The sequence below is a fragment of the Pseudocitrobacter sp. CD920760 genome (genome assembly GCF_057782505.1).
The window spans coordinates 3818797-3836396 of record NZ_CM173490.1; the positions used below are offsets into that span (position 1 = coordinate 3818797).

Annotated in this window: 14 protein-coding genes; 4 read left to right on the forward strand and 10 right to left on the reverse strand. The window is 55.9% G+C overall.

Annotated features, from left to right (window positions below; translation table 11 throughout):
- Positions 1-40: 40 nt before the first annotated feature.
- The 6 genes from pta to maeB all read right to left on the reverse strand — a co-directional run bounded on the left by pta (position 41) and on the right by maeB (position 5780).
- Positions 41-1057, reverse strand: a complete 1017-nt coding sequence (gene pta / locus AC1MKH_RS17935) for a phosphate acetyltransferase (protein WP_276219481.1) — start codon at positions 1055-1057, stop codon at positions 41-43.
- Complete coding sequence (gene eutT, locus AC1MKH_RS17940) at positions 1054-1857, reverse strand: ethanolamine utilization cob(I)yrinic acid a,c-diamide adenosyltransferase EutT (RefSeq protein ID WP_276219479.1); 804 nt, start codon at positions 1855-1857, stop codon at positions 1054-1056. The genes pta and eutT overlap by 4 nt, the downstream gene beginning before the upstream one ends.
- Positions 1854-2537, reverse strand: coding sequence for an ethanolamine utilization acetate kinase EutQ (eutQ, locus tag AC1MKH_RS17945; protein ID WP_327621899.1), 684 nt, complete (start codon positions 2535-2537; stop codon positions 1854-1856). Before eutQ ends, eutT begins: the two co-directional genes overlap by 4 nt.
- Positions 2515-2994: an ethanolamine utilization acetate kinase EutP gene (gene eutP, locus AC1MKH_RS17950; RefSeq protein WP_276219474.1), complete on the reverse strand. Its 480-nt coding sequence runs from the start codon at positions 2992-2994 to the stop codon at positions 2515-2517. The genes eutQ and eutP overlap by 23 nt, the downstream gene beginning before the upstream one ends.
- A gap of 12 nt (positions 2995-3006) precedes the next feature.
- Positions 3007-3342, reverse strand: coding sequence for an ethanolamine utilization microcompartment protein EutS (eutS, locus tag AC1MKH_RS17955; protein WP_015963481.1), 336 nt, complete (start codon positions 3340-3342; stop codon positions 3007-3009).
- 158 nt (positions 3343-3500) lie between these two features.
- Positions 3501-5780, reverse strand: a complete 2280-nt coding sequence (gene maeB / locus AC1MKH_RS17960; RefSeq protein WP_276219472.1) for an NADP-dependent oxaloacetate-decarboxylating malate dehydrogenase — start codon at positions 5778-5780, stop codon at positions 3501-3503.
- A 188-nt stretch (positions 5781-5968) separates the two neighbouring features.
- Between maeB and tkt the strand changes: the two genes are divergently transcribed.
- Positions 5969-7966 (forward strand): transketolase, encoded by a 1998-nt coding sequence (gene tkt / locus AC1MKH_RS17965; RefSeq protein ID WP_276219470.1) that lies wholly within the window; start codon positions 5969-5971, stop codon positions 7964-7966.
- Positions 7967-8081: 115 nt separating this feature from the next.
- Here tkt and AC1MKH_RS17970 read toward each other — a convergent pair whose 3' ends face one another.
- From AC1MKH_RS17970 to aegA, 3 genes are all read right to left on the reverse strand, one after another.
- Complete coding sequence (locus AC1MKH_RS17970; protein WP_276219852.1) at positions 8082-9128, reverse strand: DUF1176 domain-containing protein; 1047 nt, start codon at positions 9126-9128, stop codon at positions 8082-8084.
- 126 nt (positions 9129-9254) lie between these two features.
- Positions 9255-9830, reverse strand: a complete 576-nt coding sequence (nudK, locus tag AC1MKH_RS17975; RefSeq protein WP_276219468.1) for a GDP-mannose pyrophosphatase NudK — start codon at positions 9828-9830, stop codon at positions 9255-9257.
- Positions 9831-9889: 59 nt separating this feature from the next.
- Positions 9890-11869, reverse strand: coding sequence for a formate-dependent uric acid utilization protein AegA (aegA, locus tag AC1MKH_RS17980; protein WP_276219466.1), 1980 nt, complete (start codon positions 11867-11869; stop codon positions 9890-9892).
- Positions 11870-12231: 362 nt separating this feature from the next.
- Between aegA and acrD the strand changes: the two genes are divergently transcribed.
- Complete coding sequence (gene acrD / locus AC1MKH_RS17985; RefSeq protein ID WP_231826544.1) at positions 12232-15348, forward strand: multidrug efflux RND transporter permease AcrD; 3117 nt, start codon at positions 12232-12234, stop codon at positions 15346-15348.
- A gap of 110 nt (positions 15349-15458) precedes the next feature.
- Here acrD and ypfM read toward each other — a convergent pair whose 3' ends face one another.
- Entirely contained in the window at positions 15459-15518 is a 60-nt protein-coding gene (gene ypfM, locus AC1MKH_RS17990) for a protein YpfM (protein ID WP_001386977.1), read from the reverse strand.
- Between the two features lie 469 nt (positions 15519-15987).
- Between ypfM and AC1MKH_RS17995 the strand changes: the two genes are divergently transcribed.
- Both AC1MKH_RS17995 and dapE read left to right on the forward strand, forming a co-directional pair.
- Positions 15988-16362, forward strand: coding sequence for an ArsC family reductase (locus AC1MKH_RS17995; protein WP_276219463.1), 375 nt, complete (start codon positions 15988-15990; stop codon positions 16360-16362).
- A gap of 104 nt (positions 16363-16466) precedes the next feature.
- Positions 16467-17594, forward strand: coding sequence for a succinyl-diaminopimelate desuccinylase (gene dapE, locus AC1MKH_RS18000; RefSeq protein ID WP_276219461.1), 1128 nt, complete (start codon positions 16467-16469; stop codon positions 17592-17594).
- The last annotated feature ends 6 nt before the right edge of the window (positions 17595-17600 follow it).

Consider the following 17600-nt stretch of genomic DNA (forward strand, 5'->3'; position numbering starts at 1 on the left):
TGTGTTTTCCTCTCATTTAAGGGGTCCAGAACGGGACCGTTCATTCAACCAGCGTTTGTGAGCGACTCTCGCAGCTCACGTCAGTCTGGCGCGGCACGGCTGCCACCAACGCCAGTTCAATAATTTCCTGTACGCTACAGCCTCGGGATAGGTCATGAAGCGGCGCGGCAAGCCCCTGAATCAGCGGCCCTACGGCGCGATAGCCCCCCAACCGCTGGGCGATTTTGTAGCCAATATTGCCCGCTTCCAGCGATGGAAAAACCATCACGTTGGCCTTTCCCTGCAACGGGCTGGCAGGCGCTTTTTGCGCGGCAACATCCGGGACGAAGGCGGCGTCAAACTGTAATTCACCATCCACCGCCAACTGCGGCGCACGTTCGCGGACAATCGCCGTCGCCTGCTGAACGTTAGCCACGCAGGGATGACGCGCGCTGCCGTTCGTTGAAAAAGAGAGCATCGCCACGCGGGGTTCTTCACCGGATATCGCCCGCCAGGTTTCGGCGCTGGCAAGCGCGATATCCGCCAGCTGCGCCGCCGTCGGCTGCGGCACAACGCTGCAATCGGCGAATCCTAAGGCTGGCCCGCGGTACTGCGGCAGCATCAGAAAAAGCGAAGAGAGCGTTTTGCAGCCCGGCTGTAAGCCGATAATACGAAGCCCGGCCCGCAGTACATTCGCGGTCGAAGAGAGGTTGCCGGCAATGCACACATCCGCACTGCCCGCACTCACCATCGCGGCCGCGAACATCAGCGGCTCGCATAATTTTTCCACGGCATCCGGCGGGGTTTTCTCGCCTGCGCGCGCCAGCCAACGCTCGGCAAAAGCTTCACGCATCGGCAAATTGCCGTTCGGGTCGATAACCTGAATACCGTCCATCGGGACACGGTGGCTGAGGGCAAATTGCCGCAGTTCAAACGGACTGGCGACCAGAATGGGGTATGCCAGCTTCTGCTGATGCAGAGAGTTCGCGGCTTTCAGCACGCGGATATCCAGCGCATCCGGGAACACCACGCGGGCAGGCGCGCGTAAGGCCGACTGGCGAGCGCGTTCAATAATCATTGCGCGCCTCCCAGCCGTTGCTGAATTTGATTTACGGTTAGCGGGTGCTTTGCCACGCTCAGGATCATCATCACGTAAACCGCGCTGGAGAGCCGGTTCAGCGCCTGCAAAATATCCGGGCGCAACACGTCAAAACCACGGGTGATAAACACCTGCGCGGCAAGCGTTTCGGTTTCACGCACTTTGGTGCGCAGTAAATTAAGCAGCGCGGCATCGCGGCCATGGCTGGCTTCCGGCACCAGATGATCGTGGTCGAGATAACGTAGCGGCTGGTGCGAAAGACGGTGCAGTTCCTCTTCGTTAAGCCCGACGATACTCTGCATCGCCAGCGGCTCATCCAGCGCATCCGCACGCATAATGTTGCCCAGACGCGAACGAATATCCGCAAGCCACGGCTGCCAGGCTTCCGCCAGTTCAACCTGTAGCCATACCGCCAGGGCGATGGTGCTGTCGAGCGCCGCACGAAACGCGAGGCGCGGGTCGCTTTTGGCAACCATTTTGTCGGCGGTCAGATGCGTGAGCGTGTCCGGTTTTTTTTCTACCGGCTGACGGCACAGCTCGCAGCACGCCTGCGGGTAGCTGTCGCTGCTGGTTAAACCGTGTACCGGCTGCGGTTGCTGCTGTTCGTCATCAACAAACAGGCTTCCCTGTTCATCGAGAAATTTGATGCGCAGATGACGGCTTTCCAGCAGCTCGCGAGCCGATGGCGTCAGGCGACTGTCCGCAGGGAGATGGATCTCTGCGCCTTCGCTGAGCGTATGATTCGCTCTGAGCCACGCTTCAGTGATGAAATCTTTCATAACGATTGCCAGTTCGCAGGCCAGGCAACGTAAAGGAATCGCACGGTCGAGGGCGTGCCGAACTCAATGCTGGAGCCTTTCGGGATAAACATCACATCCCCGGCTTTGGCAATCATGGTTTCGCCTGCATGACGAACGTGCAGCTCGCCCTCCAGTACCATGTCAACTTCATCGTAGTTCAGCGTCCACGGGAAAAAGGCGTTGTCCCACTGCATAAACCCGGCGGCCATGCTACTACCGTCTTGCTCCGTCACCAGATCCGTTAAGCCCACGCAGTGCGGTTCCGCCCCGTCGAAGCGGCCAAACCTGACGCTACTCCCGTCAATCACCTTCACGCCGCCCTTGCCGGTCACGGATTTGAAGCTCGGCTGCATGGTGCTCTGCTCCAGCGACTGCTTCTCCTTCATCACCTTATCCATCAGCTGTGTGACCAGGCTTTCGGTAAACTGCCCGGCGGGCAACTGCGCAATAATGGCTGCGCGAATGCGTTGGCTGTCACTCTGCGGCTCAATCGTAGACGGCGCGGTTTGCTCGTCGCATTCACGAATGGCAATGCCGAGCTGGTCAGTCACTTCCCGCGCTTCAGGCGTGATAATGCTGGCACGCAGCACAACGGCGAGTTCTTTTGCGCCATCCGCATGGGCTGCACGAATATCGTTAGCGGTAATGAGTTTTTTCACCTGCCCCTTCCTCCTGTTCGGTAAGCTCGGCCAGATAATCGATCAGGCTCTGCACGCTGTGTGGATCGTGGCTGTTGAGCTCGAAAATTGGCGCCTGAAATCCTGCTGCCTGCAAAAGCTGGCGGGTAAACGCCACGTCCGCTCCGGGCAGATCCGTTTTACTGATCACTGCGATATGCCGCTTACGCGCGCCGATATCTAATAACCCGACGGGTAATCGACTCTCTTTATCGTCTGCGGCGTGAATATAAATAAGCGTTTCGACATCCTGTAACGACGTTATTAGCGCGTGATACCAGCGTGGATGGCTGAAATATTCACCCGGCGTATCAATATCGCCGTTGTCGTTAAATTCCACGGCCTGCGTTTTACGTGCCAGCGCGTAATTTCCCTGCAACGCGTTAAAGAGCGTGGTTTTCCCTGCACCGACAGCGCCCACGAAAGCAATGCGTTTCATCGCCACTCCGTATTAGCTTTTTGTCAGGCTACACAGCGTGTAATTTAATAAACGCCCCAGGCCTGCGACCGTCTGCAATAAGGCCTCTTCCACCGCGCCAACGGAGCCGTAGATAACCAGTGCGCCGCTAAATCTGTCGAGAAAACCGATGTGGACATCTGCGGCTTTCATCGCTAAGTCACCGGCAATCATGGCGGTTTCGCCGGGCGTGAGCGTCATAATGCCGATGGCACCCGCCTCGGGAACGCCAATTTTTTTGGCCAGTTCTTCGCCCGGATGCGCAATAAGATGCGCCAGCGTGACCTGTTTCCCCGGTACAAATTCCTGAATAATGCGTTCTTTATCCATGACTCGCCGCCTCCGCTAAAACGTGCCTCATCGTGGCAATTTTTCGGCAGAGTAAATAACAAAATTCGGCAAGGAGATTTAAAAGGAGAGGTAGATCACTAAGAATGGAAATAAAAAAGGCGCGGAGATATTTCCGCGCCTGATATTAATTAAATCGCTTACAGCGGCTGAGTCTGCGCCTCAACTACCGCCAGCGCCACCATATTCACAATGCGACGCACAGAGGCAATCGGCGTCAGAATATGGACCGGTTTCGCCACGCCCATCAATACCGGGCCGACGGTCACGCCTTCAGAACTGGAGACGCGCAGCAGGTTATAACTGATACGCGCAGCTTCCATATTCGGCATCACCAGAATGTTTGCCGAGCCTTTCAGCGGGCTGTCCGGCATGCGGTCAGCGCGGATGCTTTCCACCAGCGCGGCATCACCGTGCATTTCACCGTCAATCATCAGCTCCGGCGCACGCTCTTTCACCAGCGCCAGCGCCTCACGCATTTTGCTGGCTGACGGGCAGTCAGACGAACCAAAGTTCGAGTGAGACAGCAGCGCCACGCGCGGTTCGATACCGAAGCGACGCACGCTTTCCGCCGCCATCAACGCGATTTCCGCCAGTTGTTCCGGCGTCGGATCGTTGTTGACGTAGGTATCGGCAATAAAGGTGTTGCCGCTTGGCAGCAGCAGGGCGTTCATCGCACCGGCGGTATGCACGCCATCGCGATAGCCAAACAGCGGCTGAATCACGCCGTAATGCTCGTGATAGTCGCCGATGGTACCGCAGATCAGCGCATCCGCTTCGCCGCGATGCACCATGATCGCGCCAATCACCGTGGTGTTGCTGATCACCGCACGCTGTGCCTGTTCCGGGCTGATGCCGCGGCGTTTCATCAGGTTATAGTACTCATTCCAGTACTCTTTAAAGCGCGGGTCAGATTCATTGTTGACGATTTCGAAATCGACGCCCGGTTTGATTTGCAGGCCCAGTTTCTGGACGCGCATTTCGATGACGCTCGGACGACCGATCAGAATCGGTTTCGCCAGCCCCAGCGTAATCAGCTCCTGCGTGGCGTGCAGCACGCGCGTGTCTTCACCTTCCGCCAGCACCACGCGTTTCGGCTCTTTACGCGCCTGGGAGAAAATCGGCTTCATGAACAGGTTGGTTTTGTAGACAAACTCGCTCAGTTTTTCAACGTAGGCGTCGAAGTCGGCAATCGGACGCGTCGCCACGCCGGAGTCCATCGCCGCTTTGGCGACAGCCGGGGCGATCTTGACGATCAGGCGCGGATCGAACGGTTTTGGAATGATGTACTCTGCGCCAAAGCTCAGATCCTGATCACCATAGGCTGATGCCACCACTTCGCTCTGTTCCGCGTGCGCCAGTTCGGCAATCGCGTGCACCGCTGCCAGCTTCATCTCTTCGTTGATCGCCGTCGCGCCAACGTCCAGCGCACCACGGAAGATGAACGGGAAACAAAGCACGTTGTTGACCTGGTTCGGATAGTCCGAACGACCGGTACAGATAATCGCATCCGGGCGCACTTCTTTTGCCAGCGGCGGCAGAATTTCCGGCTCCGGGTTTGCCAGCGCGAGGATCATTGGCGCGCGCGCCATTTTCTTCACCATCTCCTGGGTCAGCACTTTTGGCCCAGAGCAGCCAAGGAAAATGTCCGCATCAGCAATCACGTCATCCAGCGTGCGCTTACCGTCATCGTCCACCGCGTAAGCCGCTTTGGTTTCCGCCATATTGGCTTCGCGGTTTTTATAGATGACGCCTTTAGAGTCGCAGACCACGATATTGTGTTTCTGCATCCCCAACGCCACCAGCAGGTTCATACAGGCGATTGCCGCCGCGCCCGCGCCGGACACCACCATGCGCACATCAGAGATATTCTTCTCAACCACGCGCAGGCCGTTGAGGATAGCCGCCGTGCTGATAATCGCCGTGCCGTGCTGATCGTCATGGAACACCGGAATGTTCATACGTTCGCGCAGTTTCTGCTCGATGTAGAAGCACTCAGGCGCTTTGATATCTTCGAGGTTGATGCCGCCGAAAGTCGGCTCCAGCGCCGCGACCACATCGATAAATTTGTCGGGGTCGAGTTCATCCACTTCGATATCGAACACATCAATACCGGCGAATTTTTTAAACAGGACGCCCTTACCTTCCATCACCGGTTTACCGGCCAGTGCGCCAATATTACCGAGGCCAAGCACCGCCGTACCGTTAGACACCACCGCCACCAGGTTGCCACGGGCGGTGTATTTGTACGCGGCTAGCGGGTCCTTCTCAATTTCCAGACACGGCGCGGCAACACCCGGTGAATAGGCCAGCGCCAGATCGCGCTGCGTCGCCAGCGGTTTTGTCGGAGAGACCTGAATTTTCCCCGGAACCGGGAATTCGTGGAAATCGAGGGCACTTTGTTTTAACTGCTCGTCCATTTGGGGTTCCTTTCACGTATCGAACTAAAAAGTGATGCGCCACGGTCTGGCTGGTGGGTTCACATTGTTATTGGTATATGAGGAACATGTTACCAAGTATCGAAAACAATGCTATGCCTGTCTGCTATGCTTTTTTGTTATGCATCTCATAACTTATCAAGATCGCCACTTTTGCTAAGGAGTCGTTAATGTCACGAAGAGATCTCGCTAATGCCATCCGTGCCCTGAGTATGGATGCCGTTCAGAAAGCCAATTCCGGACACCCTGGCGCACCAATGGGCATGGCGGATATTGCTGAAGTCCTGTGGAACGACTTCATGAAACATAACCCCACGGACCCAACGTGGTATGACCGCGATCGCTTTATTCTCTCTAATGGCCACGCCTCGATGCTGCTCTATAGCCTGCTGCACCTGAGCGGTTACGACCTGCCGATTGAAGAGCTGAAAAATTTCCGCCAGCTGCATTCCAAAACGCCAGGCCACCCGGAGATTGGCTATACGCCAGGCGTTGAAACCACCACCGGGCCACTCGGCCAGGGGCTGGCGAACGCGGTCGGTCTGGCTATCGCCGAACGCACGCTGGCCGCACAGTTTAACCAGCCGGGGCATGAGATTGTCGATCACTATACTTACGTATTTATGGGCGATGGCTGCCTGATGGAGGGGATTTCGCACGAAGTGAGTTCCCTTGCCGGGACGCTGGGGCTGGGCAAACTGATCGGTTTTTATGATAGCAACGGGATTTCGATTGATGGTGAAACCAAAGGCTGGTTCACCGACGATACGGCGAAACGCTTCGAGGCTTATCACTGGCACGTGATACATGAAATCGACGGACACGATCCGCAGGCGGTGAAAAAAGCGATTGAAGAGGCGCAGAGCGTTAAGGATAAACCGTCGCTGATTATCTGCCGCACGGTTATCGGTTTCGGCTCGCCGAATAAAGCCGGTAAAGAGGAAGCGCACGGCGCGGCGCTGGGCGCGGAAGAAGTCGCGCTGGCGCGTAAACAGCTAGGCTGGAACCACCCGCCGTTTGAAATTCCAAAAGAGATTTACAAAAAGTGGGATGCCCGTGAGCGCGGTGAGAAAGAACAACAGAGCTGGAAAGAGAAGCTCGCCGCCTATCAAAAGGCGCACCCGGAACTGGCGGCGGAGTTTATCCGTCGCATGAGCGGTGGCTTACCGGAAAACTGGGCGAGTACCGTGCAGGCGTACATCGAGAAAATGCAGTCGGAGCCGGCGAAAATCGCCAGCCGTAAAGCCTCGCAAAATACCCTTAATGCCTATGGCCCGATTCTGCCGGAGCTGCTGGGCGGCTCGGCGGATCTCGCGCCCAGTAATTTAACGATTTGGTCCGGCTCGAAATCGCTGAAAGAGGATCTCGCGGGTAACTATATTCACTATGGCGTGCGTGAGTTTGGCATGACCGCTATTGCTAACGGTATCGCTCACCACGGCGGCTTTGTGCCCTACACCGCCACCTTCCTGATGTTTGTGGAGTACGCGCGTAACGCCGCGCGGATGGCGGCGCTGATGAAGGCACGGCAGATTATGGTTTATACCCATGACTCCATCGGCCTTGGCGAAGATGGCCCGACGCACCAGGCGGTGGAGCAGCTTGCCAGCCTGCGTCTCACGCCAAACTTCAGCACCTGGCGTCCGTGCGATCAGGTGGAAACCGCGGTGGCGTGGAAGGCCGCGGTGGAGCGCCACCACGGCCCAACGGCGCTCATTCTTTCCCGACAAAACCTGGCGCAAATGGAACGCACGCCAGAGCAGGTTCAGGAAATCGCGCGTGGCGGTTATGTGCTGAAGGATGCGGGCGGTAAGCCGGACCTGATTCTGATTGCCACCGGCTCAGAAGTGGAAATCACCGTACTGGCGGCAGAAAAGCTGCGTGCGGATGGGGTGAACGTGCGGGTGGTTTCATTGCCTTCGACGGATACCTTCGATGCGCAGGATGAGGAGTACCGTGAATCAGTCTTACCTTCCGGCGTCAGCGCCCGCGTCGCAGTCGAAGCAGGCATTGCCGATTACTGGTACAAATATGTCGGCCTGAAAGGGGCGATTGTCGGGATGACCGGCTATGGCGAATCGGCGCCTGCGGAAAAACTGTTCCCGTACTTTGGCTTTACGGTTGAGAATATTGTCGAGAAGGCAAAAGCGGTATTGAAGAAGCGTTAGGTTATGGTGCAAGTGCCTGATGCGCTTCGCTTATCAGGCCTACGAGCGAATGTTATTACGAACGGTGTTTTGTAGGCCGGATAAGGCGCAGCCGCATCCGGCAATTCCCTGCCCCCTACCCGGTGATCCACTGGGTAGGCCACGCATCGGCCCCCTGCCAGTTATCGCACTCCGGCTGCCCCGCATAGCGCACTAAACGGAAACGCTGCCCATCGTAGCGCCAGCGGGTTTGCACGCCGCAGTCGCCCAGTCCGCGCCCTTTCTCAAGGGTGATAAGCTCTCGCGTATTTTCATTAAAGGTCAGGTTCATCAACTCGACGTCACGGTTGTCCTGCCCGGAAGGCAGGAACGGCAGACGCAAACGCACCGGATGCGAGGCATGGGGCTTTTTACGCGACACCAGCCAAGCACGGTAAATCGTGTTATAGGCGCCGGATTCACAACTGATCATCATCAGCGCTTTATCATCGGTAAGTGCGGTAACCCACACTTCGCGACGCAGCGGATCCAGCGAGCACTGGGTATTGTTCATCCGCCAGGTGCCATAATCGAGCAGATCGTTATATTCATCGCGGGTGAGCGGCGTCGGCGTCGGGTTGACTTTAGCAACGGTTTTCAGCGGTGGCGCTGGGGGAACGCTCAGCGGTGGTTCATCGCCCTTTCGCACCCACGCCGTTTCGCTGCCAACGCGTTTTTGCTGTGAATCGATAAACAGCAGTGCGGCTTTAAGCCCTTTCAGGGAAATCACCTGGACCCCTTTTTGCAGGGTTATCGCCTGCGCATCCTGTACCTGTTGCAAAAACGCATCTATCGTCGCGCTATCTTCCGTGGCGAGAAGCTTTGGCTGAACCTTCCAGTGCTCTTCCCCACGCTGGAGCGGCTTGTCATCCAGCAGCAGCCGCGGCGCAATCGGCGGCACGGCGGCAACCGGATTGACCAGACCGCCCAGTTCGATACGCAGCGCAGCGTCCATATGCGCGCCCGCACTGCGGCTGAGGGTCATCACCAGGCCGTGATGCAGGCCGACGTTACGCGTGACGCAGAAATTCTGATTATTGCAGGTGACCAGCCAGTCAGAAAAAACCTGCTGGACAGGAGACGCCCACGTCAGAGACGTTGGGAGCAGCCACAGAAACAATAAGAGAAGAACGCGATAGCGCATGAACGGTACAACCCCAGAAGAAAAAAACATCAGTTAACCGGGGTATCTTCAACGGCATAGCCGCTGCGCTCAATCGGATTTGTCGGATTGATTCATATAAAATACATAATTATTTCTTTAGTAAAATCAATCCATTAAACCGGAAGATTGCAAATACTGTAACAAGATCACCGTCTTACCGTCGCAGATTTCACCTCGCGTGATCATCGCCAGCGCCTCAGTGAAGGGGATTTCCAGCACTTCAATGTCTTCATCATCGACGCCGCCGCCCGCGCTGCGGCGCTGATTATCATCATATTCGCCAATAAAGAAGTGAGCGATTTCCGTGACGCCGCCTGGGGACATATAGAGCTGGAACACTTTGCGCACCTCGCCGACCTGATAGCCCGTCTCTTCTATCGCCTCTTTGCGGATGCACACTTCCGGCTCGTCATTATCCAGCAGGCCAGCACAGGTTTCGATTAATCGCCCGTCAGCGTTGCCGTTGACCCAGGTGGCGACGCGGAACTGGCGCACCAGCACCACGTTCTTTTTGCGCGGATTGTAGAGCAGAATGGTGGCGCCGTTACCCCGGTCATAAACTTCACGTTTATGCCGGATAACTTCGCCATTTTTGCGGGTTAAATCGTAGGTAATATTGCGCAGAATAAAGTAGTTATCGGAGAGGACTTTATCTTTAATCAGTTCAATCTTAAATGACATACGGGCTCCACAACGCGATTCGAAGCGAACCATACTACGCCGTGGAGCCCGTTTTGTCGTTAATGTACGCCGTGCGTTTTCACGCCTAACCAGTCAATAATCCCTTGCGCAGCATGACGGCCCTCTGCCATCGCGGTCACCACCAGATCGGCTCCACGCACCGCATCACCACCGGCAAACACTTTCGGATTAGTCGTCTGATAACGATAGCGGCTTTCGACATTCGCACGGATGCGTCCCCAGTCATCCACCTCTACGCCCTGGGCACTCAGCCACGGCATGCTATGTGGATGGAAACCAAACGCCATAATGACCGCATCGGCAGGCATGACAAACTCGCTGCCCTCAATCGGTACCGGGCGACGGCGTCCCTGGCTGTCGGGCTCGCCCATCGCGGTGCGGATGAAACGAATCCCGTTCACCTTGCCCGCTTTATCCAGTTCGAGCGTCAGCGGCTGAACGTTGAATTCAAATTCCGCCCCCTCTTCCCGGGCGTTTTTCACTTCTTTCCTGGAGCCAGGCATGTTGGCTTCGTCACGACGATAAGCGCAGGTTACCTTCGCTGCGCCGTGACGCAGCGCGGTGCGCACACAGTCCATCGCCGTATCGCCGCCGCCCAGCACCACCACATTTAACCCGGCGGTGTTGATGAAAGGCTCGTTTGGCAGTTCGTTCAGCCCCATGACATTTTTGGTGTTGGCGATCAGGAAAGGCAGTGCGTCATACACGCCAGGCGCATCTTCGTTGGCTAAATTGGCTTTCATCGAGCGGTAAGTGCCCACGCCGACAAAGACCGCATCGTACTCTTCCAGCAGGTCGTTCATCGTCACGTCTTTACCGATTTCACAGTTCAGCTCAAAGCGAATGCCCATCGCGGTAAAGATTTCGCGGCGGCGTGCCAGCAGCGATTTATCCAGCTTGAAGGACGGAATGCCGAAGGTCAGCAGGCCGCCGATTTCCGGATGGCGGTCAAACACCACCGGCTCCACGCCCTGACGCACCAGGAGATCCGCACAGGCCAGCCCTGCCGGGCCCGCGCCGATAATCGCTACGCGTTTACCACTTGCCACTACCGGGCCCACTTCAGGTCGCCAGCCCTTCGCCAGCGCCTGGTCGGTAATATAGCGTTCAAGGTTGCCAATGGTGACCGCGCCGTGTTCGTCACGCACGGTGCAGGCGCCTTCGCAGAGACGGTCCTGCGGGCAGACGCGTCCGGTAATTTCCGGCAGGGGGTTAGTCTGATGCGACAGCGCCACCGCCGCGTCAATATCGCCGGCCTTTACCCGGTCAATCCACTGTGGAATATGATTGTGCAGCGGGCAGGTCCATTCGCAGATACTGTGCTCGCCGCAGGTCAGGCAGCGCGAAGAAGCCTGCTGAGCCTGATTTTCACTGAGCGGCAGGTAGATTTCCGCGAAGCCGGTTTTGCGCGCGTCAATCGCCAGTTTATCGGCTTCACCACGCGCGGGCGTTTGCGCCATCTGCTGGCGTTTACTGAGCGTGATGGAGTGCTGACCTGCACTTTCGCTGTGCCACGGCTGGGCATCGCGACAGGCCGCCTGCATGCGGCGGTTTTTCGACATATCGGCCAGACGCTGCGGGCTTACCAGCGCCAGCGCATCCGCCGGGCAGTTTTCCACGCAGGCCGGGCCGCCATCACGCCCGTCGCAAAGGTCACATTTTTGCGCATTGGCCTTTACCCGGCCATCGGCAGCGGGCGTCAGGACAATCTGCATGGTGCCAAACGGGCACGCGACGGCGCAGGATTTACAGCCGATACATTTGCTTTGGTCAACCAGGATTGCATCATCGCGTTGACTGATAGCGCCATTCGGGCAGCTTCGTGCGCACGGCGCATCTTCGCAATGGCGGCAGGTTACCGCGCTCCGCTGCGTCTGATTTTTGAAGACGGTGATGCGCGGTTGAAAACGCGCAGGCGTTAAGACATGCTGTTCATGGTTATGCGACATTACGCAGGCAACTTCACATGCCCGACAGCCAATGCATTTTTGGCTGTCAGCCATTATAAAACGGTTCATAGCGTCCCTCTGTCCGGGTTATATAAGCTTTATATTTATAAGGTCTATTTATTAGCCGAGGAGCTATGCAGCAGGCAATGTCCATTTGCCCAGGAATGACGACTATTTATCACTATGCTGTGGCAGATCAAAAAATTTCATCTTAAATGAAATTACGTTTCATTCAGTTAATGGCAAGATCCCTGCTGAAAACTTCTTGTAACGTGACCGTAATAATCTTGACGAAATGCCTGTCTATGCAGAAAAGCGGCATGATAATTTACACTATCTCCTTAATTTCTCCACGATTGCCGGGAGCCTTGCGGCTAGAGTGTTCCGAGCATTGGCGTCATTAAAAATACGTATAACGAGGTCTCTTCCTGATGGCGAATTTCTTCATCGATCGCCCCATTTTTGCCTGGGTACTGGCAATCCTGTTATGTCTGACGGGAACCCTGGCTATTTTTTCATTGCCGGTTGAGCAATATCCCGATCTTGCGCCGCCGAACGTGCGCATCACCGCCAACTATCCGGGGGCGTCCGCGCAGACGCTGGAGAACACCGTCACCCAGGTTATCGAGCAGAACATGACCGGCCTCGATAACCTGATGTACATGTCATCACAAAGTAGCGCTACCGGGCAGGCGAGCGTGACGCTCAGCTTCCTTGCGGGTACCGATCCTGATGAAGCCGTCCAGCAGGTGCAAAACCAGCTGCAATCGGCGCTACGTAAACTGCCGCAGGCGGTGCAAACTCAGGGCGTCACGGTACGTAAAACCGGTGATACCAACATTCTGACCATCGCTTTCGTCTCCACTGACGGCAGCATGGATAAACAGGATATTGCTGACTACGTCGCCAGTAATATTCAGGAGCCACTCAGTCGCGTGAACGGCGTGGGCGATATTGATGCCTACGGTTCGCAATACTCCATGCGTATCTGGCTGGACCCCGCCAAACTCAATAGTTTCCAGCTCACCACCAAAGACGTTACCGATGCGATTTCCTCACAAAACGCCCAGGTCGCCGTCGGTCAGTTGGGGGGAACGCCTTCTGTTGATAAGCAGGCGCTGAACGCCACCATTAACGCGCAGTCGCTGCTGCAAACGCCGCAGCAGTTCCGCGATATCACGCTGCGCGTTAACCAGGACGGTTCCGTCGTCACACTCGGCGATGTGGCTGAAGTGGAAATGGGCGCGGAAAAATATGATTATCTGAGCCGTTTTAACCGCAATGCCGCCTCGGGCCTCGGGGTGAAACTCGCGTCCGGTGCCAACGAAATGGCAACCGCGGAACGGGTTATCGCGCGCCTGGATGAACTCAAAGAGTATTTTCCGCGCGGGCTGGAATACAAAGTGGCCTATGAAACGACCTCGTTCGTTAAAGCCTCCATCACCGATGTGGTAAAAACCCTGCTGGAAGCCATTCTGTTGGTGTTCCTGGTGATGTACCTGTTCCTGCAAAACTTCCGTGCGACGCTTATCCCGACCATCGCCGTTCCGGTGGTGTTAATGGGTACCTTCGCCACGCTCTACGCCTTCGATTACAGTATCAACACCCTCACCATGTTCGCGATGGTGCTGGCGATCGGCCTGCTGGTGGATGATGCCATCGTGGTGGTCGAGAACGTCGAACGCATCATGAGCGAAGAAGGGCTGACGCCACGGCAGGCAACGCGTAAATCGATGGGGCAAATTCAGGGCGCGCTGGTCGGCATTGCAATGGTGCTCTCGGCGGTATTCATCCCGATGGCGTTTTTCGGTGGCACCACGGGGGCCATCTACCGTCAGTTCTCGATTACGATTGTCGCGGCGATGGTACTTTCGGTGCTGGTGGCGATGATCCTCACCCCTGCCCTGTGCGCAACGTTGTTGAAGCCCATTCATAAAGGGGAATCCCAGCATACGAAGAAAGGTTTCTTCGGCTGGTTTAACCGCGTCTTTGATACCAGCTCGCGTCGTTATGAATCGGGCGTGGCAAAAATTCTGCACCGCAGCCTGCGCTGGATTGTGATTTATGTCCTGCTGCTGGGCGGCATGGTGTTCCTGTTCCTGCGTCTGCCGACCTCTTTCCTGCCGCAAGAAGATCGCGGCATGTTCACCACCTCTGTGCAGTTGCCCAGCGGCGCGACACAGCAGCAAACGCTGAAAGTGGTGCAGAAAGTAGAGGACTACTTCTTCGCCAACGAGAAAGATAACGTCACCTCGATTTTCGCCACCATCGGTTCCGGCCCTGGCGGTAACGGGCAAAACGTGGCGCGTATGTTTGTGCGCCTGAAGGACTGGGACGATCGCGACGCCAAAACCGGTACCTCCTTCGCCATTATTGAGCGTGCGACCAAAGCGTTTAACAAGATCAATGAAGCCCGCGTTTTTGCCAGCAGCCCGCCAGCCATTAGCGGTCTGGGCAGTTCCGCCGGGTTTGATATGGAGCTTCAGGACCATGCGGGAGCCGGCCACGATGCGCTGATGTCAGCGCGTGACCAGTTGCTGGAAATGGCGGCCAAAAATCCGGAACTGACGCGCGTGCGCCACAACGGCCTTGATGATAGCCCGCAGTTGCAGGTTGATATCGACCAGCGTAAAGCGCAGGCGCTTGGCGTGTCGATTGATGATATCAACGACACTCTGCAAACCGCGTGGGGCTCAAGCTATGTGAACGACTTTATGGATCGCGGACGCGTGAAGAAAGTCTACGTTCAGTCGGCGGCGAAATACCGCATGCTGCCGGAAGATATCAACCTGTGGTATGTGCGTAACCAGTCCGGTCAGATGGTGCCATTCTCCGCCTTTGCGACCTCGCGCTGGGAAACCGGCTCACCGCGTCTGGAACGTTACAACGGTTATTCGGCGCTGGAGATTGTCGGTGAAGCCGCTCCGGGCGTCAGTACCGGGACGGCAATGGATATCATGGAAAATCTGGTGCGCCAGCTTCCGGCGGGCTTTGGCCTCGAATGGACGGCGATGTCCTATCAGGAACGGCTCTCCGGCGCGCAGGCTCCGGCGCTCTATGCTATCTCATTGCTGGTGGTGTTCCTCTGTCTGGCCGCGCTGTATGAGAGCTGGTCGGTACCGTTCTCGGTGATGCTGGTAGTTCCGCTGGGGGTTATCGGCGCGCTGCTGGCAACCTGGATGCGCGGGCTGGAGAACGACGTCTACTTCCAGGTGGGGCTGTTGACCGTTATTGGGCTATCGGCGAAGAACGCCATACTGATTGTCGAATTTGCTAACGAGCGAAATCAGGAAGGGGAAGACCTGCTTCAGGCAACGCTGGATGCCTGCCGTCAGCGTCTGCGCCCGATTCTGATGACCTCGCTGGCGTTCATCTTCGGTGTACTGCCAATGGCCACCAGCACCGGCGCGGGCTCTGGCGGACAGCACGCCGTGGGTACCGGCGTGATGGGCGGGATGATTTCCGCAACGGTTCTCGCTATCTTCTTCGTGCCGTTGTTCTTTGTGCTGGTACGCCGTCGTTTCCCGTTGAAAGAGAAGCCCGAGTAACCCCTTATCGCAGCCAACAAAAAAGGCGACTGGTCAGTCGCCTTTTTATTTGTACATCCGTACATATAATGAGAAGAAGAACAGCGCGCCCTTAACTCACAATGCTGGAATCATTTACGAAGCATAACTTCGATAAAATCTTTCCAGTTCCCCAGTTCACGTTCAATCATAACAGCCTCTCTTATTATTATGCTTATCTTACGTGGAATTTTATGGCCTGTGAAGATCGTTTACCCTATTGCTATGATTGTTGCCTCCAGGACTGCTTTCACTTCTTGCGGTAACTATGGGCCCGCTGAATATAAAATTATGTGATGCACAGCAACATTTTGAAATAGTTTACCCGCACCGCATTTAATGGAGAAAAACAGACGTCAGAAGCTGTTATAACGGCCATAGTGGTAGAGCCGGGGCGTGATTCCCCCTCATCAGAAGCCCGCTTTTTTCCGTTCATCTTCCCAGCCAATAACTTACCTTCCCTGCTTTCGGCAAAAATAGTATGCATCTCCAGTGAAATTTTATTCATCAGCCTTTGGAAATCACGCTGAATTAATTGATAATACGGATTGCTAAGATTATTCCGTGTATATTTGTTCTCTCATTAAACCTGCTAATTGATAAAAATAAGGACGCCAATACATGATCACCCTTTATGGAATAAAAAATTGTGACACCATAAAAAAAGCCCGTCGCTGGCTGGATGAACACCAGGTCACCTATCGCTTTCATGATTATCGCGCCGATGGATTAACGGCAGAATTATTAGCCACCTTTATAAATGAACTGGGTTGGGAGGCGCTGCTCAATACGCGTGGCACCACCTGGCGCAAACTGGATGAATCCGTTCGCGCCGGTGTCAACAACGCGGATAGCGCAGCGGCGCTAATGCTCGAAATGCCAGCAATCATCAAGCGCCCATTGCTCTGCGCGCCCGCACAGCCTATGCTGCTGGGTTTTAGTGATGAACGTTACAGCCAGTGGCTTGCCGACATCGCTCCGGCAGCCGGTCAATAAACCGCCTGTCAGCAACAGCACACTCGGTACGAAGCACGCAAACTGACTTCGTACCGATGAAGAAAACACGCAAACATCAGCAGTTAATCAATGAGGTGTAGTCTATGTCTTGCCCGGTCATTGAGCTGGCTCAGCAGCTTATTCGCCGCCCTTCCCTTAGCCCCGATGATGCGGGCTGCCAGGCGCTAATGATTGAACGCCTGCGCGCAGCGGGTTTTACCATTGAACACATGGATTTTGGCGATACGCAGAATTTCTGGGCGTGGCGCGGTCAGGGAGAGACGCTGGCTTTTGCCGGTCATACAGATGTCGTACCTTCCGGCGATGCCGATCGCTGGATCAACCCGCCCTTCGAACCGACCATCCGCGACGGCATGCTGTTTGGCCGCGGTGCGGCAGATATGAAAGGTTCACTGGCCGCCATGGTGGTTGCCGCCGAACGTTTTGTCGCGCAGAACCCGAATCATCAGGGACGACTGGCGTTTCTGATCACCTCCGATGAAGAAGCCAGCGCCACAAATGGCACGGTGAAAGTCGTTGACGCATTAATGGCGCGCCACGAGCGTCTGGATTACTGCCTGGTGGGTGAACCGTCGAGCACCGAAGTGGTGGGCGACGTGGTGAAAAACGGTCGTCGCGGTTCGATGACCTGTAACCTGACGATCCACGGCGTTCAGGGCCACGTGGCCTATCCGCATCTGGCCGATAACCCGGTTCACCGCGCCGCGCCGTGGCTCAACGAACTGGTGGCAGTTGAGTGGGATCAGGGTAACGAATTCTTCCCGCCGACCAGCATGCAGGTGGCGAACATTCAGGCCGGTACCGGCAGCAACAACGTGATTCCGGGCGATCTGTTCGTACAATTTAACTTCCGTTTCAGCACCGAACTGACCGATGAAATGATCAAGGAGCACGTGATTGCCCTGCTGGAAAAACATCAGCTGCGCTACAGCGTTGAATGGTGGATTTCCGGGCAGCCGTTCCTGACCGAACGCGGTAAACTGGTCGACGCGGTGGTCAACGCCATTGCGCACTATAATGAAATTAAACCGCAACTGTTGACGACGGGCGGCACTTCGGATGGTCGATTTATCGCCAGAATGGGCGCACAGGTGGTGGAACTGGGTCCAGTCAACGCCACCATTCATAAAATCAATGAATGTGTGAACGCTGCCGATTTGCAACTGCTGGCGCGGATGTATCAGCGCATTATGGAACAGCTTGTCGCCTGACAACAC

What these genes read in the sequence shown, in the direction of transcription:
- eutS (WP_015963481.1), bottom strand. Translation starts at nt 3,342, where the DNA reads ATGGATAAAGAACGCATTATTCAGGAATTTGTACCGGGGAAACAGGTC.
- AC1MKH_RS17995 (WP_276219463.1), top strand. Translation starts at nt 15,988, where the DNA reads ATGATCACCCTTTATGGAATAAAAAATTGTGACACCATAAAAAAAGCC.
- tkt (WP_276219470.1), top strand. Translation starts at nt 5,969, where the DNA reads ATGTCACGAAGAGATCTCGCTAATGCCATCCGTGCCCTGAGTATGGAT.
- maeB (WP_276219472.1), bottom strand. Translation starts at nt 5,780, where the DNA reads ATGGACGAGCAGTTAAAACAAAGTGCCCTCGATTTCCACGAATTCCCG.
- eutT (WP_276219479.1), bottom strand. Translation starts at nt 1,857, where the DNA reads ATGAAAGATTTCATCACTGAAGCGTGGCTCAGAGCGAATCATACGCTC.
- pta (WP_276219481.1), bottom strand. Translation starts at nt 1,057, where the DNA reads ATGATTATTGAACGCGCTCGCCAGTCGGCCTTACGCGCGCCTGCCCGC.
- eutP (WP_276219474.1), bottom strand. Translation starts at nt 2,994, where the DNA reads ATGAAACGCATTGCTTTCGTGGGCGCTGTCGGTGCAGGGAAAACCACG.
- nudK (WP_276219468.1), bottom strand. Translation starts at nt 9,830, where the DNA reads ATGTCATTTAAGATTGAACTGATTAAAGATAAAGTCCTCTCCGATAAC.
- acrD (WP_231826544.1), top strand. Translation starts at nt 12,232, where the DNA reads ATGGCGAATTTCTTCATCGATCGCCCCATTTTTGCCTGGGTACTGGCA.
- aegA (WP_276219466.1), bottom strand. Translation starts at nt 11,869, where the DNA reads ATGAACCGTTTTATAATGGCTGACAGCCAAAAATGCATTGGCTGTCGG.
- AC1MKH_RS17970 (WP_276219852.1), bottom strand. Translation starts at nt 9,128, where the DNA reads ATGCGCTATCGCGTTCTTCTCTTATTGTTTCTGTGGCTGCTCCCAACG.
- dapE (WP_276219461.1), top strand. Translation starts at nt 16,467, where the DNA reads ATGTCTTGCCCGGTCATTGAGCTGGCTCAGCAGCTTATTCGCCGCCCT.